The organism is Klebsiella sp. 10-1, assembly GCF_009758445.1.
Taxonomy (GTDB): domain Bacteria; phylum Pseudomonadota; class Gammaproteobacteria; order Enterobacterales; family Enterobacteriaceae; genus Klebsiella; species Klebsiella scottii.
Map to the genome: position 1 here is coordinate 804,593 of NZ_WQRE01000001.1, position 19,995 is coordinate 824,587.

Sequence of the window (19,995 nt, forward strand, 5' to 3'; positions counted from 1 at the left end):
CGGGTTACAACAACCTGAATTACGACGAGTTTACTTGACAGATTGCAGGATTCGTCCTGTAATCAAGCACAAAGGGCGGCTACGGCCGCCCTTGTTTAAAGCTGTTAGCTAATTTGGCCTTGAAGGAAACCGGAGGAAAAATGACCAAGTCAGAATTGATAGAAAGACTTGCCAGCCAGCAATCTCACATTCCTGCGAAAGCGGTTGAAGATGCTGTTAAAGAAATGCTGGAACATATGGCCTCAACGCTTGCTCAAGGTGAGCGCATTGAAATCCGCGGTTTCGGCAGCTTCTCTTTGCACTACCGAGCACCTCGCACCGGGCGTAACCCGAAAACTGGCGATAAAGTCGAACTGGAAGGCAAGTACGTTCCGCACTTTAAGCCTGGGAAAGAATTACGCGACCGCGCCAATATTTACGAAGAGTAAGTTTCGCTGAACGGCGTTAACGTACTCCGAAGATAAAAAAAGCACCTGAGGGTGCTTTTTTTATGCCCGCAATCCAGCCCTCCTCGCAAACGCCCGTCTGCCTGACTGCAACGCCCTGATATCTCCGGAAGCCGGGCTCCACGCCGCCAAATTTCTGGCTGACGGCCTGCCAGCCCGACGCGATACTTTCCTGAAACAGGGAGGTTGGCATGCGTTTACCACAGCTTGCTGGTTGTGCGATTGTCGGAATCTTGCCGCTGCTGCTGTTAGCGCGCCTGCCCGCGCTGGCTACCGTCTGGTGGCTGATAGCCTCAGCGCTTGCCGCGTCGCTATTCCGCTGGCGGCCCTTACGCTTCGCGGCGCTGACGCTGCTTTTTTTCCTCTGGGGCGCGCTGAGCGCTCATCAGGTCCTCTGGCCGACGCACGCCTTGCCCGGCAGCCCCCGACGGGTAGAGATTGAGCTGACGGCGACGGACGAGCGGACAACCCATCAGGGAAATATCATCCGGGTGGACGGGCGTCGGCTATTCCCGGCGCCGGGGATCGCGCTTTATGGTCAGACGCTTCCCGAACCGCCGTGCGCAGGTCAGCGCTGGATGATGACCGTCCATATTCGGCCGGTACACGGCCAGCTTAATGATGGCGGTTTTGATAGCCAGCGTTTTGCCCTGGCGCAATATCGCCCCGTGACCGGGCGCTTCACGTCAGCTGAGGCCCTGGACCTGCGCTGCAGCCGACGCGCGGTCTATCTGCACTCGTTAACCCGCACCCTCGATACGCTGCCGTGGCGGTCGGTGATATTAGGGTTAGGGATGGGAGAGCGGCTGGTGGTGCCGAAGGAGATCAAGGTCCTGATGCAGGAAACCGGGACCTCCCATCTGATGGCCATCTCCGGCTTGCATATTGCGTTAGGCGCTCTGCTGGGTGGGCTGCTTACTCGCGGCGTGCAGCTCTTTTTCCCATGTCGCTGGATTGTCTGGCAGCTGCCGCTGCTGACCGGCCTGGCGTGCGCGCTGTTCTATGCCTGGCTGACCGGCATGCAGCCGCCGGCGCTGCGAACCTGCGTCGCACTCGTCGCCGGCTGCGGGCTGCGGCTGTCCGGCAGGCGCTGGTCGTCATGGCAGATATGGGCATGCTGCGTTGGCGCCATTCTGTTTACCGACCCGCTGGCCGTTCTATCTGACAGCCTGTGGCTATCGGTATTTGCCGTGGCGACGCTCATTTTTTGGTACCAGCTGGTGCCGCGGCCCTCAACATCGCGGAGCTGGCTGCTGCGCCATGTCCTGGGGTTAGGCCACCTGCAGTTCGGGCTGATGCTGCTGCTGTTGCCGATGCAGATTGTCATCTTTCACGGTATCAGCCTGACCTCGTGGCTGGCGAACCTGGTTGCCGTGCCGCTGGTCACTTTTGCTATCGTCCCGCTGATTCTGGCGGCGATGCTGCTGCATCTCTGCGGGCCTGCGGCGGTGGAGATGGCGTTATGGCTATCGGCAGATCGCCTGCTGGCCGCGCTGTTCTGGTTTTTACGCTGGCTACCGCAGGGCTGGCTGCCGCTGGATTCTCGCTGGACCGGCGTCAGCGCGCTGCCCTGGCTGCTGCTGCTGGTCTGGCGCTTTCACGCCTGGCGCTCGCTTCCGGCTCTGTGCCTGAGCAGCATCATGCTGCTGAGCTGGTCCTTCTGGCGTCCGATGGCGAAGGAGGAGTGGCGCGTGACGATGCTGGACGTCGGGCAGGGGCTGGCGATGGTCATCGAACGGCAGGGGGCGGCTATCCTCTATGACACCGGTCCGGCCTGGCCCGAGGGTGACAGCGGTCAGCTGATAATCACCCCCTGGCTACGCTGGCATCATCTACGGGTGGAAGGGTTTATTTTGAGCCATGAGCATCTTGACCACCGCGGCGGCCTGAATTCGATACACAAAGTCTGGCCCGCGGCCTGGATACGCAGCCCTCTGGGGTGGGAGGGGCATCGCGCATGCCGAAGAGGAGAGCGCTGGCGATGGCGTGGCTTAACCTTTCGCGCGCTTTGGCCGCTGCCGGGAGCGACTACGACCGGCAATAATCGCTCCTGCGTGGTGCGCATTGATGACGGCCAGCGCAGTATTTTGCTCACCGGTGATATCGAAGCTGCGGCAGAGCGCGCAATGCTGAGCCGCTACTGGCAGCATCTGGCGTCTACACTTATCCAGGTTCCACATCATGGCAGCAACACCTCCTCGACCATTGCGCTGCTGCAGCGCACCGGTGGACAGGCGGCGCTGGCTTCGGTATCCCGCTATAATGCGTGGCATATGCCCTCGGATAAGGTTGTTCAGCGCTACCGACAGCAGGGTTACCGCTGGTTCGATACGCCCCATCAGGGGCAGATTACGGTTATTTTTTCCACAGATGGTTGGCAAATCCTTAGCTTACGAGATCAACTTTTACCTCGTTGGTATCATCAGTGGTTTGGCGAGACCGAGGATAACGGGTAGAATATGCGGCTATTTCAACATAAGCTGGTTTACTGAATGCAGAATGATAAAGATCTCTCCACGTGGCAGACCTTCCGCCGCCTCTGGCCGCTTATTGCGCCATTTAAAACCGGACTGATCGTCGCGGCAATTGCGTTAGTCTTTAACGCGGCTAGTGATACCTTCATGCTATCGCTTCTTAAACCGTTACTGGATGATGGTTTTGGTAAAACGGATCGCTCAGTGCTGCTGTGGATGCCGCTGGTGGTTATTGGGCTGATGCTGCTGCGTGGCGTCACCAGCTATATATCGAGCTACTGTATCTCGTGGGTTTCCGGCAAGGTCGTGATGACCATGCGACGCCGTTTATTCAGCCACATGATGGGGATGCCGGTCTCCTTCTTCGATAAGCAGTCCACCGGGACGCTGCTGTCGCGTATTACCTATGATTCCGAACAGGTTGCGTCGTCCTCATCCAGCGCGCTGATAACCGTCGTGCGCGAAGGCGCGTCGATCATCGGTCTGTTTATCATGATGTTCTACTACAGCTGGCAGCTGTCGCTGATTCTGATCGTGCTGGCGCCGATCGTCTCCGTCGCGATTCGCGTGGTATCCAAGCGTTTTCGTAACATCAGCAAGAATATGCAGAACACCATGGGCCAGGTGACCACCAGCGCGGAACAGATGCTCAAAGGGCATAAAGAAGTGCTGATGTTTGGCGGCCAGGCCGTGGAAACCAAGCGTTTCGATAAAGTCAGCAACAAAATGCGCCTGCAGGGGATGAAAATGGTCTCCGCATCGTCCATCTCTGACCCCATCATTCAGCTGATCGCCTCTCTGGCGCTGGCGTTTGTGCTGTACGCCGCCAGCTTCCCAAGCGTCATGGAAACGCTGACTGCCGGTACGATTACCGTGGTCTTCTCCTCAATGATCGCCCTGATGCGTCCGCTGAAGTCTCTTACCAACGTCAACGCGCAGTTCCAGCGCGGGATGGCCGCCTGCCAGACGCTGTTTGCTATTCTTGATTCCGAGCAGGAAAAAGACGAAGGCAAGCTGGTTATCGAGCGCGCGAAGGGGAGCCTTGAGTTCAATAACGTCACCTTTACCTATCCAGGCCGCGAAACTCCGGCGCTGCGCAATATCAGTCTGGATATTCCGGAAGGCAAAACCGTCGCCCTGGTGGGGCGCTCGGGATCGGGTAAATCGACAATCGCGAGCCTGATCACGCGCTTTTATGATATCGATGAAGGCCAGATTTTGCTCGACGGTCACGATCTGCGTGAATACACCCTGGCCTCTCTGCGCGATCAGGTCGCCCTGGTTTCGCAAAACGTGCACCTGTTCAACGATACCGTAGCCAACAACATTGCCTACGCGCGCACCGAAGAGTACAGCCGCGAGCAGATCGAAGAGGCGGCGCGGATGGCCTATGCCATGGACTTTATCAGTAAAATGGATAACGGCCTCGATACCGTCATCGGCGAGAACGGCGTGCTGCTTTCCGGCGGTCAGCGTCAGCGTATCGCCATCGCGCGCGCGCTGCTGCGTAACAGCCCCATTCTGATCCTCGATGAGGCAACGTCGGCGCTGGATACCGAATCTGAACGCGCCATTCAGGCGGCGCTGGACGAGCTGCAAAAAAACCGCACCTCGCTGGTGATCGCTCACCGCCTGTCAACCATTGAGCAAGCCGATGAAATCGTGGTGGTCGAAGATGGACGCATCGTTGAACGCGGCAGCCATGCTGACCTGCTGGAACATCGCGGCGTTTACGCTCAGCTGCATAAAATGCAATTTGGCCAATGATCGCGCGCATCTGGTCCGGTGAGTCGCCTTTATGGCGACTGCTGCTTCCGCTCTCCTGGCTTTACGGCCTGGTGAGCGGCCTGATTCGGCTCAGCTATCGGCTGGGGCTGAAGAAAGCCTGGCGGGCGCCGGTCCCGGTGGTGGTTGTCGGAAATCTTACCGCGGGCGGTAACGGCAAGACGCCGGTTGTCATCTGGCTGGTGGAGCAGCTGCAGCAGCGCGGGATCCGCGTTGGCGTTGTTTCCCGCGGCTACGGCGGCAAGGCGGCGAGCTACCCGCTGGTGCTCAATAACACCACCGCAACCGCGGAAGCCGGCGATGAGCCGGTGCTGATTTATCAACGCACCGGCGCGCCGGTGGCGGTCTCCCCGCAGCGCAGCGATGCGGTGCGGGCGCTGCTGGCCGCGCACGACCTGCAGCTTATCGTCACCGACGATGGCCTGCAGCACTACGCGCTGGCGCGCGATAAAGAAATCGTGGTTATTGACGGCGTACGCCGTTTTGGCAACGGCTGGTGGCTGCCGGCCGGGCCGATGCGCGAACGCGCCTCACGCCTGCGCTGCGTTGACGCCATTATCGCTAACGGGGGCGTCGCGCGGCCGGGAGAGATAGCCATGCAGCTGCGCCCCGGACAGGCGGTGAATGTGCTAAACGGCGAACGGCGTGACGTGGCGAGCTTTGATAACGTCGTGGCGATGGCCGGGATCGGCCATCCGCCGCGCTTTTTTGCGACCCTCGAAAGCTGCGGCGTGCAGCCGGTAAAAACCGTGGCGCTGGCCGATCATCAGGCCCTCACCCGGGCCGACGTTTCCGCGCTGGTGACCGCGGGGCAAACGCTGCTGATGACCGAGAAAGACGCGGTGAAATGCCGGGCGTTTGCCGAAGCCAGCTGGTGGTATCTGCCCGTCGACGCCATAATGACGGATGAACGCGCGCAGCGGCTGCTTACGGATCTGGTCACGCTGGCGCAACGTTAGTTTTCGCCACGCCTGCTTTCGGTGCCGCTGTATCGGGGTCCTTGACGGAGAACCTGCATGTCGGTACTAACGCTTTCACTTAAAGAAGCCCGCCATCTTCACCTTGCGGCGCAGGGCCTGCTGAAAAAGCCCCGGCGTCGCGCCCGCTCGGCCGACGTTCTGCAGACTATTCGCCAGATGTCGCTGCTGCAAATTGATACCATCAACGTTGTCGCCCGCAGCCCCTATCTGGTGCTTTTCAGCCGCCTCGGCAGCTATCCGCAAAGCTGGCTGGATGAGGCGCTGCGCGTGGGCGAACTCATGGAATACTGGGCTCATGAAGCCTGCTTTTTACCGCGCAGCGATTTTTCGCTGGTGCGCCACCGCATGCTGACGCCGGATAATATGGGCTGGAAGTATCATCAAGGGTGGATGAAGGAGCATGCGGATGACATTCAGCTGCTGCTGGAGCACATCGCGCAAAATGGCCCGGTACGCTCAGCTGACTTTAGCCATCCGCGTAAAGGCGCCAGCGGCTGGTGGGAGTGGAAGCCGCACAAGCGTCATCTGGAGGGGCTGTTTACCGCCGGCGAAGTGATGGTCGTGGAACGGCGCAACTTTCAGCGGGTTTACGACCTGACGCAGCGGGTGATGCCGCACTGGGATGATGCGCGCGATGCGCTGTCGCAGGCGCAGGCTGAAGAGATTATGCTGCGCAATAGCGTCCGCAGCCTGGGTATTTTCCGCCCGCAGTGGCTGGCCGACTATTATCGCCTGCGCCAGCCAGCGCTTGCGGGCCTGCTGGCGAACTGGCAGGAAGAGGGGCTGGTGACGGCGGTGAACGTCGAGGGGCTAGGCGATATGTGGCTGCACCGGGAGGCTTTGCAGCAGCTGGAAGCGGCGCCGGGCGGTAAGCTTTCGGCGAGCCATAGCGCGGTGCTGTCGCCGTTTGACCCGGTTGTCTGGGACCGTAAGCGCGCTGAGCAGCTGTTTAATTTTAGCTACCGCCTCGAGTGCTACACGCCGGCGTCAAAGCGCCAGTATGGCTATTTTGTGCTGCCGCTGCTGCATCAGGGCAGGCTGGTGGGCCGTATGGACAGCAAAATGCATCGCAAAACCGGGGTTCTGGAAATTTTCTCGTTATGGCTGGAAGAGGGCGTCAAGGTGACCTCTGGCCTGGAGAACGGCCTGCGGCGGGCGATTGACGATTTCGCCCGCTGGCAGCTGGCCGAGCGCGTTAGCTTCGGCCTCCTGCCGCCGGAACTCTTTGTCGACCGCCGGCAGGGGTGGCAGCTCGACGCTATTTGAGCGGCCGGCATCCGCCCGGCCGCATCGCCAAACGCAGCGCGGCGTCAGGTATCCTGTGCTATGCTGCTGCGGAATCTATTTGGTCCATCAGGAGGAAACATGGATCACCGTTTACTTGAAATTATCGCCTGTCCTGTTTGCAACGGTAAACTGTATTACAGCCAGGATAAGCAAGAGCTAATCTGCAAAATTGACAGCCTGGCTTTTCCTCTGCGCGACGGAATCCCCGTATTGCTGGAAACCGAAGCCCGCTCGCTAGCCGTTGGAGAGAGCCATTCATGAGTTTTGTGGTCATCATTCCTGCGCGCTTTGCCTCCACGCGTTTGCCTGGCAAGCCATTGCAGGATATCAACGGCAAACCGATGATTGTCCATGTGCTGGAGCGCGCGCGCGAGTCCGGGGCCGAGCGTATTATCGTCGCTACCGACCATGAAGAGGTGGCGCGCGCGGTGGAAGCCGCCGGCGGCGAAGTGTGCATGACGCGCGCCGATCATCAGTCCGGCACTGAACGCCTGGCGGAAGTTGTCGAGAAGTGCGCCTTCAGCGATGAGACGATTATCGTCAATATTCAGGGCGACGAGCCGATGATCCCGCCGGCGATTGTGCGCCAGGTCGCTGAGAATCTGGCCTCCAGCACCTGCGGGATGGCGACGCTGGCGGTGCCGATTCACGATGCCGAAGAGGCGTTCAATCCGAATGCGGTGAAGGTGGTGATGGATGCCGAAGGCTACGCCCTTTACTTCTCCCGCGCCACGATTCCCTGGGATCGCGATCGCTTTGCGCACTCCCGCGACGCCATCGGCGATTCGCTGCTGCGCCATATCGGGATCTACGGCTATCGCGCCGGCTTTATTCGCCGCTATGTCAGCTGGGCGCCGAGTCCGCTGGAGCAAATCGAAATGCTCGAGCAGCTGCGCGTGCTGTGGTATGGCGAAAAAATCCATGTCGCGGTGGCCGAAGTTGTCCCGGGTACCGGCGTAGATACGCCGGAAGATCTGGAGCGCGTTCGCGCCGAACTGCGTTAACTCCCCGATCCCCTCCATCAGGAGGGGATATCCTCAGGCTATTTTTCCATACTTTTTGCCGCAATTTTTGATCTCACCCGATGACAACCTCGCGACCGACGCTCATGATGAAACCAGTAGTATTCATGAGGGTAATTCAAATGGAACAGTTGCGAACCGAGCTGAGCCACCTGCTGGGCGAAAAACTCAGTCGGGTAGAGTGCGTTAGCGAGAAGCCCTTGACGGCGCTGTGGGCGCTCTATGATGCACAGGGAAATCCGCTGCCGCTGCTGGCGAGAAGTTTCACCACGCCCGGCGTCGCGCGCCAGCTGGCGTGGAAGATATCAACGCTGGCCCGCAGCGGCTCCGTACGTATGCCGGTGGTGTACGGCGTAATGACGCATGAAGAGCAGCCCGGGCCGGATGTCCTGCTGATTGAGCGGCTGCGCGGCGTCTCCGTCGAAGCCCCGGCCCGCACTCCGCAGCGCTGGGAGCAGCTGCAGGAGCAGATCGTCGAAGCGCTGCTGTCGTGGCACCGTCAGGATAGCGGCGGCTGCGTCGGGGTGGTTGATAGTACGCAGGAAAACCTGTGGCCAAACTGGTATCGCCAGCGGGTGGAGGTTCTGTGGGGGACGCTTAACCTTTATCAGGATACCGGCCTGACGATGCAGGACAAACGGATCCTCTTCCGTTCGCGGGAGTGCCTTGGCGAATTATTTAAAGATTTCAATGATAACTGCGTGCTGGTGCACGGCAGCTTCACGCTGCGCAGCATGCTGAAGGACGCGCGTAGCGACCAGCTGCTGGCAATGGTGGGGCCGGGGATGATGCTGTGGGCGCCGCGCGAATATGAGCTGTTTCGCCTCTGCGACGGCGGGCAGGCGGAACAGCTGCTGTGGCACTATCTGCACCGCGCGCCGGTAGCGGAATCCTTCCTCTGGCGGCGCTGGCTCTACCTGCTGTGGGACGAGGTCGACAGCCTGGTCAATACCGGGCGCTTCGATCGCGCCCGCTTTGATTTAGCCGCGAAATCACTCCTGCCCTGGCTCGCCTGACGCGCCTTTTAGCCACTGCCAGATGCGCCCGAGGGTTTCATAGCCGACGCGATCGCTGTGCATCAGCCAGAAGGGGGACGGGATCGCGCGCTCCCACGGATTTAGCGGCGATTCGATCGCCAGCTGGTTGGCCGGCGCCGGCAGCGGATTGAGTCCGGCGTGGCGGAAGAAGATCATCGCTCGCGGCAGATGCGAGGCGGAGGTGACCAGCAGGAAAGGCGCATCGCCAATCGCCTGTTTTACCGCCTGAGCCTCTTCTTCCGTATCCTTTGGCCGATCCAGGACGATAATGTCGCCGGCCGGCACGCCGAGGCTCTGCGCGACGCGGGCGCCGGCCAGCGCGGTGCTGACCGGGTTAGTTTTGGCGGCCGCGCCGGTAAAGATAATCTTCGATCCCGGATTCTCATGCCACAGGCGGATCCCTTCGGTCAGCCGCGGCAGGCTGTTGTTAATCAGGTTCGAGCTGGGGGCCCAGTCCGGATTCCACGTATACCCGCCGCCGAGCACCACCACATACTGAACGCGTTGCGCGCCGCGCCATGTCGGATAGGTCTCTTCGATCGGCTTGAGTAAGCTATCGGCCACCGGCTGCAGGCTGAGCAGGGCCAGCAGCAGCCAGCCGATGCTGACGCAGGTCTTGCCGGTTTTTTGCCAACGGCTAAACCACAGCAGCGCGATGCCGAAAGCGATCAGCATCAGCAGCAGGGGAAGGGGCAGCATCATGCCCCCCAGATACTTTTTCAGCGTAAAAAGCATGCCAGATGGGTCCTTTTTAACCACATAACCAAACTTATGCCCCGATCTTATAACAGATCGCTTCACTCTCAGCGCGGGTATGACAAAATAGCGGCTTTGTGTTGGCTTGTGGAGTCGCCCGTGCAGGATCGCAATTTCGATGACATTGCCGAAAAGTTTTCGCGCAATATATACGGCACCACCAAGGGCGAACTGCGTCAGGCCATCCTCTGGCAGGATCTGCAGCCGCTGCTGGAGCGGCTTGGCCCCGGGCCGCTGCGCGTTCTCGACGCCGGCGGCGGCGAGGGACAAACGGCGGTAAAGGTTGCGCAGATGGGTCATCACGTCACGCTGTGCGATCTTTCTGCCGAGATGATTGCTCGCGCCCGGCAGGCGGCAGTCGATAAAGGTGTGATCGACAACATGCATTTTGTACAATGCGCGGCTCAGGATATTGAGCAGCATTTGGAAAGCCCGGTCGATCTGATACTGTTTCATGCGGTGCTGGAATGGGTGGCCGAGCCTCAGGAGATGCTGCGGGTGCTGTGGTCGGTGCTGCGTCCCGGCGGCGCGCTGTCGCTAATGTTCTACAATGCTAACGGTCTGCTGATGCACAACATGGTCGTCGGAAACTTCGATTACGTGCAGATCGGGATGCCAAAAAAGAAAAAACGCACGCTATCGCCGGACTATCCGCGTTCGCCGGAGCAGGTGTACGGCTGGCTGGAAGAGCAGGGCTGGCAAATTACCGGCAAAACCGGCGTGCGGGTGTTTCATGATTATCTGCGTGAAAAACGCAGACAGCGCGACAATTTTGCGGCGCTGCTGGAGCTGGAGACGCGCTACTGTCGCCAGGAGCCGTATATCAGCCTGGGCCGCTATATTCACGTCACCGCGATTAAGAACCAGGCTCAGAGCTGCCGATGCAAGGATAAAGTATGAGTGAATTTTCCCAGACAGTCCCCGAACTGGTTGCCTGGGCCAGAAAAAATGATTTTTCTATTTCGCTGCCGGTCGACAGACTCTCTTTTCTGCTGGCGGTTGCCACGCTGAACGGCGAGCGGCTTGAAGGGGAAATGACCGAGGGAGAACTGGTGGACGCGTTCCGCCACGTCAGTGATGCGTTTGAGCAGACCAGCGAAACCATCAGCCAGCGCGCCAATAACGCGATTAACGATATGGTGCGCCAGCGTCTGCTGAACCGCTTTACCAGCGAACTCACGGAAGGCAATGCCATTTATCGCCTGACGCCGTTAGGTATTGGGATTACCGACTACTATATTCGCCAGCGCGAGTTTTCCACGCTGCGCCTGTCGATGCAGCTATCGATCGTCGCCGGCGAGCTCAAGCGCGCCGCCGACTCTGCGGAAGAGGGCGGAGATGAGTTTCACTGGCATCGTAACGTCTTTGCGCCGCTGAAATATTCGGTGGCGGAAATTTTTGACAGCATCGATCTGACCCAGAGAATCATGGATGAACAGCAGCAGCTGGTGAAGGACGACATCGCCCAGCTGCTGAACAAAGACTGGCGGGCGGCGATCTCCAGCTGCGAGCTGCTGCTCTCGGAAACGTCCGGGACTTTGCGCGAACTGCAGGATACGCTGGACGCGGCGGGCGATAAGCTGCAGGCTAACCTGCTGCGGATCCAGGACTCGACTATCGCGCGGGACGACCTGCATTTCGTCGATCGCCTGGTGTTCGATCTGCAAAGCAAGCTCGATCGCATCGTTAGCTGGGGCCAGCAGGCGATCGACCTGTGGATCGGCTACGATCGCCACGTGCATAAATTTATCCGTACCGCCATTGATATGGATAAAAACCGCGTATTTGCTCAGCGTCTACGCCAGTCGGTGCAGACCTACTTCGATGCGCCCTGGGCCTTGACCCACGCCAGCGCCGACCGCCTGCTCGATATGCGTGATGAAGAGATGGCGCTGCTCGATGAAGAGGTCACCGGGGAGCTTCCTGAGGATCTGGAGTACGAAGAGTTTAATGAAATTCGTGAACAGCTGGCGGCCCTCATTGAAACGCAGCTGGTTATCTATAAAGACAAAGGGCTGCCGCTGGATCTCGGCCTGGTCGTGCGCGAGTATCTGGCGCAGTATCCGCGCGCGCGGCACTTCGATGTGGCGAGAATCGTCGTCGATCAGGCGGTACGTTTGGGCGTAGCGCAAGCAGATTTCACCGGACTGCCGGCACAATGGCAGCCGATTAATGATTACGGAGCCAAGGTACAGGCGCATGTCATCGACAAATATTGAACAAGTGATGCCAGTTAAACTGGCGCTGGCGTTGGGCAATCCGTTATTTCCGGCGCTGGATAGCGCCCTGCGTGCGGGTCGCCATATCGGCCTGGACGAACTGGATAATCACGCATTTTTGATGGATTTTCAGGATTACCTGGAGGAGTTTTACGCTCGCTATAACGTTGAGCTGATCCGCGCGCCGGAGGGGTTCTTCTACCTGCGCCCGCGCTCCACCACGCTGATTCCGCGCTCGGTGCTTTCAGAGCTGGATATGATGGTCGGCAAAATTCTTTGCTACCTCTATCTTAGCCCGGAGCGTCTGGCGAATGAGGGGATCTTCACCCAGCAGGAGCTTTACGACGAGCTGCTGACCCTGGCGGACGAAGCCAAACTGCTGAAGCTGGTGAATAACCGCTCCACCGGTTCGGACCTCGACAGGCAGAAGCTGCAGGAAAAAATGCGCGCATCGCTTAACCGCCTGCGCCGTCTCGGCATGGTGTGGTTTATGGGCCACGACAGCAGCAAATTCCGCATTACCGAATCGGTGTTCCGCTTCGGCGCTGACGTTCGCGCCGGCGACGATCCGCGCGAGGCGCAGAAGCGCCTGATCCGCGACGGCGAAGCGATGGCGCTGGAGAATCACCTGCAGCTCAATGATGAGAATGAAGAGAATCAGCCGGATAGCGGGGAGGAAGAGTAATGATTGAACGCGGTAAATTTCGCTCGCTAACGCTGGTTAACTGGAACGGCTTTTTTGCCCGTACTTTTGACCTGGATGAACTGGTTACCACGCTTTCAGGGGGCAACGGCGCCGGGAAATCAACCACCATGGCGGCCTTCGTCACGGCCCTGATCCCGGACCTGACCCTGCTGCACTTCCGTAACACCACCGAAGCGGGCGCCACCAGCGGCTCGCGCGATAAGGGCCTGCACGGCAAGCTGCGCGCCGGGGTGTGCTACTCGGTGCTGGACGTTATCAACTCTCACCACCAGCGCGTGGTGGTAGGCGTACGCCTGCAGCAGATTGCCGGTCGCGACCGCAAAGTCGATATCAAGCCGTTTGCCATTCAGGGCCTGCCGGACTCTATTCAGCCGACGCAGCTGCTGACGGAAACCCTTAACGAACGCCAGGCGCGCGTCCTGAGCCTCAACGAGCTAAAAGATAAGCTGGAAGAGATAGAAGGGGTGCAGTTCAAGCAGTTCAACTCAATAACCGACTATCACTCGCTGATGTTCGACCTGGGCGTGGTCGCCCGCCGTCTGCGCTCGGCCTCTGACCGCAGCAAATACTATCGCCTGATCGAAGCCTCGCTGTACGGCGGGATCTCCAACACCATTACCCGCTCGCTGCGCGACTACCTGCTGCCGGAAAACAGCGGCGTACGCAAGGCGTTCCAGGATATGGAAGCCGCGCTGCGTGAAAACCGCATGACCCTGGAGGCGATTCGCGTCACGCAGTCCGACCGCGATCTGTTCAAGCACCTGATCAGCGAGGCCACCAACTACGTGGCGGCGGACTACATGCGTCACGCCAACGAGCGTCGCGTCCACCTGGATAAAGCGCTGGAGTACCGTCGCGATCTGTTCACCTCCCGCGCACAGCTGGCGGCAGAGCAGTATAAGCACGTCGATATGGCCCGCGAGCTGCAGGAGCATAACGGGGCAGAAGGCGATCTTGAGGCCGACTATCAGGCCGCCAGCGATCATCTGAACCTGGTGCAAACCGCGCTTCGCCAGCAGGAAAAAATCGAGCGCTACGAAGCGGATCTCGATGAGCTGCAGATTCGTCTTGAAGAGCAGAACGAAGTAGTGGCGGAAGCGACCGATCTGCAGGAAGAGAACGAGGCTCGCGCCGAGGCGGCTGAGCTGGAAGTGGATGAGCTGAAAAGCCAGCTTGCCGACTACCAGCAGGCGCTGGACGTACAGCAGACCCGCGCGATTCAGTACAACCAGGCGCTGCAGGCGTTAGACCGTGCGAAGGCGCTGTGCCATTTGCCGGATTTAACTCCGGAGAGCGCCGGCGAGTGGCTGGAAACGTTCCAGGCGAAGGAGCAGGAAGCGACGGAGAAAATGCTGTCGCTGGAACAAAAAATGAGCGTTGCGCAAACCGCGCACGGTCAGTTTGAGCAGGCTTTCCAGCTGGTGGCGGCAATCAACGGCCCGCTGGCGCGTAACGAAGCCTGGAGCGTGGCGCGCGAGCTGCTGCGCGATGGCGTTAACCAGCGCCACCACGCCGAGCAGGCTCAGGGGCTGCGCAGCCGCCTGACCGAGCTGGAACAGCGCCTGCGCGAGCAGCAGGAGGCTGAACGTCAGCTGAACGAATTCTGCAAGCGCCAGGGCAAGCGTTACGATATTGACCGTCTGGAAACGCTGCACGAGGAGCTGGAGGCGCGGATTGCCTCCCTGTCGGACAGCGTCTCCTCCGCCAGCGAGCAGCGAATGACGCTGCGTCAGGAGCTGGAGCAGCTGCAGTCCCGTACCCAGACGCTGCTGCGCCGGGCGCCGATCTGGCTGGCGGCGCAGAACAGCCTCAGCCAGCTCTGCGAGCAGAGCGGCGAGCAGTTTGAATCAAGCCAGGACGTGACCGAATATCTCCAGCAGCTGCTGGAGCGCGAGCGCGAGGCCATCGTTGAGCGCGACGAAGTCGGCGCGCGTAAGCGGGCCATCGATGAAGAGATTGAACGTCTTAGCCAGCCGGGCGGCTCGGAAGATCCGCGGCTTAATGCCCTGGCGGAGCGTTTTGGCGGCGTGCTGTTGTCGGAAATTTATGACGACGTTAGCCTTGAAGATGCGCCGTACTTCTCCGCGCTGTACGGCCCGTCGCGCCACGCCATCGTGGTTCCCGACCTGTCGCAGCTCACCGGGCAGCTTGAAGGCCTGGAAGATTGCCCGGAAGATCTCTACCTGATCGAAGGCGATCCGCAGTCGTTCGATGACAGCGTATTTAGCGTTGATGAGCTGGAAAAAGCGGTTGTCGTCAAGGTTGCCGATCGGCAGTGGCGCTACTCGCGCTTCCCGACGCTGCCGCTGTTTGGCCGCGCCGCCCGTGAAAGCCGTATTGAAAGCCTGCACGCCGAGCGGGAAGATCTGTCCGAGCGTTTCGCTACCCTGTCGTTCGACGTGCAGAAGACCCAGCGTCAGCATCAGGCCTTCAGCCGCTTTATCGGCAGCCATCTGGCGGTGGCCTTTGAAGACGATCCGGAAGAAGAGATCCGTAAGCTGAACAGCCGCCGCGGCGAGCTGGAGCGGGCGCTTAACGCCCATGAAAGCGACAACCAGCAGAACCGGGTGCAGTACGACCAGGCGAAAGAGGGCGTTTCCGCGCTTAACCGCCTGCTGCCGCGCCTTAGCCTGCTGGCGGACGATACGCTGGCCGATCGCGTTGACGAGATTCAGGAGCGCCTGGACGAAGCCGAAGAAGCGGCTCGCTTTATCCAGCAGCACGGCGGCCAGCTGGCGAAGCTGGAACCGATGCTCTCAGTGCTGCAGAGCGATCCGGAGCAGTTCGAACAGCTGAAAGAAGATTACGCTTACTCGCAGCAAACCCAGCGTGAAGCGCGCCAGCAGGCGTTTGCGCTCAGCGAAGTGGTGCAGCGCCGCGCCCACTTTAGCTACTCTGATTCCGCAGAGATGCTTAGCGGCAACAGCGATCTCAACGAAAAACTGCGCCAGCGTCTGGAGCAGGCGGAGAGCGAACGCAGCCGGGCTCGTGACGCCACGCGTACGCATACCGCGCAGCTGAACCAGTACAACCAGGTTCTGGCCTCGCTGAAAAGCTCGTATGACACCAAAAAAGAGCTGCTGGGCGATCTGTATAAAGAGCTGCAGGATATCGGCGTACGCGCCGATAGCGGGGCGGAAGAACGCGCCCGCGTGCGTCGTGATGAGCTGCATACGCGGCTGAGCAATAACCGCTCGCGGCGCAATCAGCTGGAAAAAGCCCTGACCTTCTGCGAAGCGGAGATGGACAACCTGACCCGCAGGCTGCGCAAGCTTGAGCGCGATTACTGCGAAATGCGTGAGCAGGTGGTCAGCGCCAAAGCTGGCTGGTGTGCGGTGATGCGCCTGGTGAAAGACAACGGCGTTGAGCGCCGCCTGCACCGTCGCGAGCTGGCCTACCTCTCGGCAGACGAGCTGCGTTCGATGTCGGATAAAGCGCTCGGCGCGCTGCGTCTGGCGGTGGCGGATAACGAACACCTGCGTGACGTGCTGCGAGTCTCTGAAGATCCGAAGCGTCCTGAGCGCAAAATTCAGTTCTTCGTCGCCGTCTACCAGCACCTGCGCGAGCGTATCCGTCAGGATATTATCCGCACCGACGATCCGGTTGAGGCGATTGAGCAGATGGAGATCGAGCTCAGCCGTCTGACCGAAGAGCTGACGAATCGCGAACAGAAGCTGGCGATCAGCTCCCGCAGCGTGGCCAATATTATCCGCAAGACCATCCAGCGCGAGCAGAACCGTATCCGCATGCTCAACCAGGGTCTGCAGAGCGTCTCCTTTGGTCAGGTCAACAGCGTGCGTCTCAACGTCAACGTACGGGAGACCCACTCGACGCTGCTTGACGTGCTGTCTGAACAGCATGAGCAGCATCAGGATCTGTTCAACAGCAATCGCCTGACCTTCTCGGAAGCGCTGGCGAAGCTCTATCAGCGCCTCAATCCGCAGATTGATATGGGCCAGCGTACTCCGCAAACCATCGGTGAAGAGCTGCTGGACTACCGCAACTATCTGGAGATGGAAGTGGAAGTTAACCGCGGCTCCGACGGCTGGCTGCGCGCGGAGTCCGGCGCGCTGTCGACCGGGGAAGCGATCGGTACCGGGATGTCGATTCTGGTGATGGTCGTTCAGAGCTGGGAAGACGAGTCCCGCCGCCTGCGCGGAAAAGACCTGTCGCCGTGTCGTCTGCTGTTCCTCGATGAAGCGGCGCGTCTTGATGCCCGTTCTATCGCCACGCTGTTTGAACTGTGCGAACGTCTGGAAATGCAGCTGATTATTGCCGCCCCGGAAAATATCAGCCCGGAAAAAGGCACCACCTATAAGCTGGTGCGTAAGGTGTTCAATAACCATGAACACGTACACGTGGTTGGCCTGCGCGGTTTCGCGGCCCAGCTACCGGCAACGCTGCCGGGCACGGCGGATGCTTCCTGATGGCTATGCAGTAATATGCGATGAGTAGTATCAAAGGGCGACATGATGTCGCCCTTTTTGTTAGTCGATGAGATGTGTTAACGTTGTATAATCTTTAAACTTCTTTACATTTGGGAAGGCAAAAGCGTTTTCGCCTTTATATACTGAGAGTGAGCCCTTTTTTTAAGGGCGGCAATGTGTCAACAGGGGGGCAAGGGATGTTGCTAAAGAAACGGTATGGTCGTCAATTGTCGGCGCTTAGCTTGAGCCTGGCTTTTGCATTTGCTCCACTGTTCAATGTCCAGGCCGAAGAGCCTGAAGTCGTACCCACGGACAGTTCCGCAACGCTGGGAGAGCCCTCGTCTGCGCTGATCCAAAACAACAGCCAGTCTGCCGCGGTGGCGAAAATGGCCGGCGAGCAGTCCCTGGCGACAGAGGTCGCCGCGAAAAGCCGGGCTGAAATTGAAGCGCTGCTTCCGGCTGACTATAAGCCTGTCTTTATGAATCCGCTGGTCTCGCTGTATGCGGCCAGGGATATGAAGCCTATGTGGGAGAACCGTGAGGCGGTGCAGGCGTTCCAGCAGCAGCTGGCCGAAGTCGCTATCGCGGGTTTCCAGCCGCAGTTTACAGCCTGGGTGAGCCTGCTGACCGATCCCGCGGTGAGCGGTATGGCGCGCGATATCGTGCTGTCCGACGCCATGATGGGCTACCTGCATTTTATTAGCGGTATTCCGATTCAGGGCAACCGCTGGCTATACGGAACCAAACCCTACACCATGGCCACGCCGCCGCTATCGGTCATTAATCAGTGGCAGCTGGCGCTGGATAACGGCTCTCTGCCGCAGTTTATTGCCGGGCTCACGCCGCATCATCCGCAGTATGAGGCCATGCATCAGGCGCTGCTGCAGCTGGTGGCCGATTCGCGCCCGTGGCCGCAGATGACCGGCAGCGCATCGCTGCGTCCGGGAGAGTGGAGTAATGATGTTGGCGCGCTGCGCGAGATATTACAGCGTACCGGCATGCTGGATGATTCGGCGAAAATTACCCTGCCGGGAGACGTTGTCAGTCCGTCGGCAGGTAAGAAAAGCAAACCGGCTGCGCGCGGCATCTACGATCGCCAGTTAGTTGAGGGCGTTAAGCGCTTTCAGGCCTGGCAGGGGCTGGGGGCGGATGGCGTGATTGGCCAATCTACGCGCGAAGGTCTTAACGTCTCCGCGGCGCAGCGCGCCGGCGTTCTGGCGCTCAATATTCAGCGCCTGCGCCTGCTGCCTGGCAATCTGTCGACCGGCATTATGGTGAATATTCCGGCCTTTTCGCTGGTCTATTACCAGGACGGAAGCCAGGTGCTGGCATCGCGGGTGATCGTCGGTCGTCCGGATCGTAAAACGCCGATGATGAGCAGCGCGCTGAATAACGTGGTGGTCAATCCGCCGTGGAACGTGCCGCCGACGCTGGCGCGCAAAGATATTCTGCCGAAGGTGCGCAACGACCCGGGCTATCTTGAGCAGCATGGCTATACCCTGATGCGCGGCTGGAACAGCAAAGAGGCGATCGACCCTTACCGCGTTGACTGGTCGACCATCACCGAGAACAATCTCCCGTTCCGCTTCCAGCAGGCTCCGGGCGCGCGCAACTCGCTGGGGCGTTATAAGTTCAACATGCCGAGTTCTGACGCTATCTATCTGCACGATACGCCGAACCACAATCTGTTCCAGAAAGACGTACGGGCGTTGAGCTCCGGCTGCGTGCGCGTGAATAAGGCGTCCGAGCTGGCAAATATGCTGCTGCAGGATGCGGGCTGGAACGATACGCGAATTTCCGCCGCGCTCAAGCAGGGCGATACCCGTTATGTGAATATTCGCAACAATATACCGGTGAATCTTTATTATCTCACCGCGTTTGTTGGCGCTGATGGACGGACACAATATAGAACAGATATTTACAATTACGATCTCACCGCGCGATCTGGCGCACAAATTCTGGCAAAAGCCGAACAATTAATCAGGTAAATGAAGTAGTTCAACGGATCTCGTTGTCCTAACTCTGGGTGAAAACAGGCGCTGTTCGTCTACAGGGCCCGTTTTCACTGGGGTTAGGCCGCCTTGACGTTGGCAATAATGCCCGGTAAGGTGCCTTTCGTGCGCCAGAAGTGCATATTACACAACACCATTAAAACTGCCTTGAGGCGATTGGTCCGGGAACCCCCTGACGCTTGTTCTGCTAAGTGCGCGGGGAGTAGACGTCGCTAATAAAGAGGCTGCTTGAAGGATGGCGTGTATATTTCGATTCATTTACTTGTAGACCTGATTATCATGGACAAATTTGACGCTAATCGCCGCAAACTGCTGGCGCTAGGTGGCGCTGCGCTAGGTGCCGCTGCCATTTTGCCTGCGCCGGCATTTGCCACCCTCTCGACCCCCCGACCGCGTATTTTGACGCTGAATAACCTGCATACCGGTGAATCACTCAAAGCGGAATTCTTCGATGGCAGAGGCTATATTCAGGATGAATTAGCAAGACTTAACCATTTTTTCCGTGATTTCCGCGCGAATAAAATAAAGTCCATCGATCCGAGTTTATTCGATCATCTTTATCGCCTGCAGGGATTACTTGGCACCAATAAGCCTGTCCAGCTTATCTCCGGCTATCGTTCCCTCGATACCAACGATGAGCTACGTGCACGAAGCCGTGGTGTAGCCAAACATAGCTACCACACCAAAGGCCAGGCCATGGATTTTCATATCGAAGGCATTTCGTTGAGCAATGTTCGCAAAGCGGCGTTATCTATGGGCGCTGGTGGTGTAGGATATTACCCACGTAGCAACTTTGTGCATATTGATACCGGTCCGGTAAGGCACTGGTAACGAAAGGAGCGTC

General features: G+C 59.1%; 16 protein-coding genes. 14 read left to right on the plus strand and 2 right to left on the minus strand.

All coding sequences use genetic code 11. The features are described from left to right. The first annotated feature begins 140 nt into the window (after positions 1 to 140). Entirely contained in the window at positions 141 to 428 is a 288-nt protein-coding gene (gene ihfB / locus GO007_RS03760) for an integration host factor subunit beta (RefSeq protein WP_004100704.1), read from the plus strand. A 16-nt stretch (positions 429 to 444) separates the two neighbouring features. On the opposite strand, the gene GO007_RS03765 is transcribed toward ihfB, so the two are convergent. Then, entirely contained in the window at positions 445 to 639 is a 195-nt protein-coding gene (locus GO007_RS03765) for a hypothetical protein (RefSeq protein WP_095095676.1), read from the minus strand. Between GO007_RS03765 and GO007_RS03770 the strand changes: the two genes are divergently transcribed. From GO007_RS03770 to GO007_RS03800, 7 genes are all read left to right on the plus strand, one after another. Beyond that, entirely contained in the window at positions 638 to 2,902 is a 2,265-nt protein-coding gene (locus GO007_RS03770) for a ComEC family protein (protein ID WP_095095678.1), read from the plus strand. The two genes, GO007_RS03765 and GO007_RS03770, sit on opposite strands and share 2 nt — an antisense overlap. A 36-nt stretch (positions 2,903 to 2,938) precedes the next feature. Further along, on the plus strand, positions 2,939 to 4,687 hold the full coding sequence (msbA, locus tag GO007_RS03775) for a lipid A ABC transporter ATP-binding protein/permease MsbA (RefSeq protein ID WP_095095681.1): 1,749 nt from the start codon (positions 2,939 to 2,941) through the stop codon (positions 4,685 to 4,687). Continuing rightward, positions 4,684 to 5,664 carry a tetraacyldisaccharide 4'-kinase gene (gene lpxK / locus GO007_RS03780; RefSeq protein ID WP_095095684.1) on the plus strand — a complete coding sequence of 327 codons (981 nt, stop codon included), beginning with the start codon at positions 4,684 to 4,686 and terminating at the stop codon, positions 5,662 to 5,664. Before msbA ends, lpxK begins: the two co-directional genes overlap by 4 nt. 57 nt (positions 5,665 to 5,721) lie before the next feature. Beyond that, positions 5,722 to 6,951 carry a winged helix-turn-helix domain-containing protein gene (locus tag GO007_RS03785; RefSeq protein WP_095095687.1) on the plus strand — a complete coding sequence of 410 codons (1,230 nt, stop codon included), beginning with the start codon at positions 5,722 to 5,724 and terminating at the stop codon, positions 6,949 to 6,951. Positions 6,952 to 7,050: 99 nt separating this feature from the next. Then, positions 7,051 to 7,233, plus strand: a complete 183-nt coding sequence (gene ycaR, locus GO007_RS03790) for a protein YcaR (RefSeq protein WP_041144800.1) — start codon at positions 7,051 to 7,053, stop codon at positions 7,231 to 7,233. Beyond that, entirely contained in the window at positions 7,230 to 7,976 is a 747-nt protein-coding gene (gene kdsB / locus GO007_RS03795) for a 3-deoxy-manno-octulosonate cytidylyltransferase (protein ID WP_095095690.1), read from the plus strand. The genes ycaR and kdsB overlap by 4 nt, the downstream gene beginning before the upstream one ends. A 140-nt stretch (positions 7,977 to 8,116) precedes the next feature. Beyond that, the gene (locus GO007_RS03800) at positions 8,117 to 9,010 is read left to right on the plus strand and encodes a YcbJ family phosphotransferase (RefSeq protein ID WP_095095694.1); all 894 of its coding nucleotides are present in this window, start codon (positions 8,117 to 8,119) and stop codon (positions 9,008 to 9,010) included. Here GO007_RS03800 and elyC read toward each other — a convergent pair. Beyond that, entirely contained in the window at positions 8,987 to 9,766 is a 780-nt protein-coding gene (gene elyC / locus GO007_RS03805; RefSeq protein ID WP_095095699.1) for an envelope biogenesis factor ElyC, read from the minus strand. The two genes, GO007_RS03800 and elyC, sit on opposite strands and share 24 nt — an antisense overlap. A gap of 120 nt (positions 9,767 to 9,886) precedes the next feature. Here elyC and cmoM point away from each other — a divergent pair, with 120 nt between their 5' ends. The 6 genes from cmoM (at position 9,887) to GO007_RS03835 (ending at position 19,982) form a co-directional block, all read left to right on the plus strand. Next, positions 9,887 to 10,687, plus strand: coding sequence for a tRNA uridine 5-oxyacetic acid(34) methyltransferase CmoM (gene cmoM / locus GO007_RS03810; RefSeq protein ID WP_095095702.1), 801 nt, complete (start codon positions 9,887 to 9,889; stop codon positions 10,685 to 10,687). Beyond that, a complete protein-coding gene (gene mukF / locus GO007_RS03815; protein WP_095095705.1) occupies positions 10,684 to 12,006 on the plus strand; it encodes a chromosome partition protein MukF in 1,323 nt (440 codons plus the stop codon). The genes cmoM and mukF overlap by 4 nt, the downstream gene beginning before the upstream one ends. Continuing rightward, positions 11,987 to 12,691: a chromosome partition protein MukE gene (mukE, locus tag GO007_RS03820; protein ID WP_095095708.1), complete on the plus strand. Its 705-nt coding sequence runs from the start codon at positions 11,987 to 11,989 to the stop codon at positions 12,689 to 12,691. The genes mukF and mukE overlap by 20 nt, the downstream gene beginning before the upstream one ends. Next, a complete protein-coding gene (gene mukB / locus GO007_RS03825) occupies positions 12,691 to 17,139 on the plus strand; it encodes a chromosome partition protein MukB (RefSeq protein WP_095095711.1) in 4,449 nt (1,482 codons plus the stop codon). Before mukE ends, mukB begins: the two co-directional genes overlap by 1 nt. Before the next feature lie 197 nt (positions 17,140 to 17,336). Next, a complete protein-coding gene (gene ldtD / locus GO007_RS03830; protein ID WP_095095714.1) occupies positions 17,337 to 19,127 on the plus strand; it encodes a L,D-transpeptidase in 1,791 nt (596 codons plus the stop codon). A 303-nt stretch (positions 19,128 to 19,430) separates the two neighbouring features. Continuing rightward, on the plus strand, positions 19,431 to 19,982 hold the full coding sequence (locus GO007_RS03835) for a YcbK family protein (RefSeq protein ID WP_045855436.1): 552 nt from the start codon (positions 19,431 to 19,433) through the stop codon (positions 19,980 to 19,982). Positions 19,983 to 19,995 lie beyond the last annotated feature (13 nt).

Excerpts from the sequence above, each read along its gene's own strand:
- ldtD (WP_095095714.1), top strand. The coding sequence starts at position 17,337 with ATGTTGCTAAAGAAACGGTATGGTCGTCAATTGTCGGCGCTTAGCTTG.
- mukB (WP_095095711.1), top strand. The coding sequence starts at position 12,691 with ATGATTGAACGCGGTAAATTTCGCTCGCTAACGCTGGTTAACTGGAAC.
- msbA (WP_095095681.1), top strand. The coding sequence starts at position 2,939 with ATGCAGAATGATAAAGATCTCTCCACGTGGCAGACCTTCCGCCGCCTC.
- elyC (WP_095095699.1), bottom strand. The coding sequence starts at position 9,766 with ATGCTTTTTACGCTGAAAAAGTATCTGGGGGGCATGATGCTGCCCCTT.
- lpxK (WP_095095684.1), top strand. The coding sequence starts at position 4,684 with ATGATCGCGCGCATCTGGTCCGGTGAGTCGCCTTTATGGCGACTGCTG.
- mukF (WP_095095705.1), top strand. The coding sequence starts at position 10,684 with ATGAGTGAATTTTCCCAGACAGTCCCCGAACTGGTTGCCTGGGCCAGA.
- GO007_RS03770 (WP_095095678.1), top strand. The coding sequence starts at position 638 with ATGCGTTTACCACAGCTTGCTGGTTGTGCGATTGTCGGAATCTTGCCG.
- kdsB (WP_095095690.1), top strand. The coding sequence starts at position 7,230 with ATGAGTTTTGTGGTCATCATTCCTGCGCGCTTTGCCTCCACGCGTTTG.
- GO007_RS03835 (WP_045855436.1), top strand. The coding sequence starts at position 19,431 with ATGGACAAATTTGACGCTAATCGCCGCAAACTGCTGGCGCTAGGTGGC.
- GO007_RS03800 (WP_095095694.1), top strand. The coding sequence starts at position 8,117 with ATGGAACAGTTGCGAACCGAGCTGAGCCACCTGCTGGGCGAAAAACTC.
- GO007_RS03785 (WP_095095687.1), top strand. The coding sequence starts at position 5,722 with ATGTCGGTACTAACGCTTTCACTTAAAGAAGCCCGCCATCTTCACCTT.
- ihfB (WP_004100704.1), top strand. The coding sequence starts at position 141 with ATGACCAAGTCAGAATTGATAGAAAGACTTGCCAGCCAGCAATCTCAC.
- GO007_RS03765 (WP_095095676.1), bottom strand. The coding sequence starts at position 639 with ATGCCAACCTCCCTGTTTCAGGAAAGTATCGCGTCGGGCTGGCAGGCC.
- mukE (WP_095095708.1), top strand. The coding sequence starts at position 11,987 with ATGTCATCGACAAATATTGAACAAGTGATGCCAGTTAAACTGGCGCTG.
- ycaR (WP_041144800.1), top strand. The coding sequence starts at position 7,051 with ATGGATCACCGTTTACTTGAAATTATCGCCTGTCCTGTTTGCAACGGT.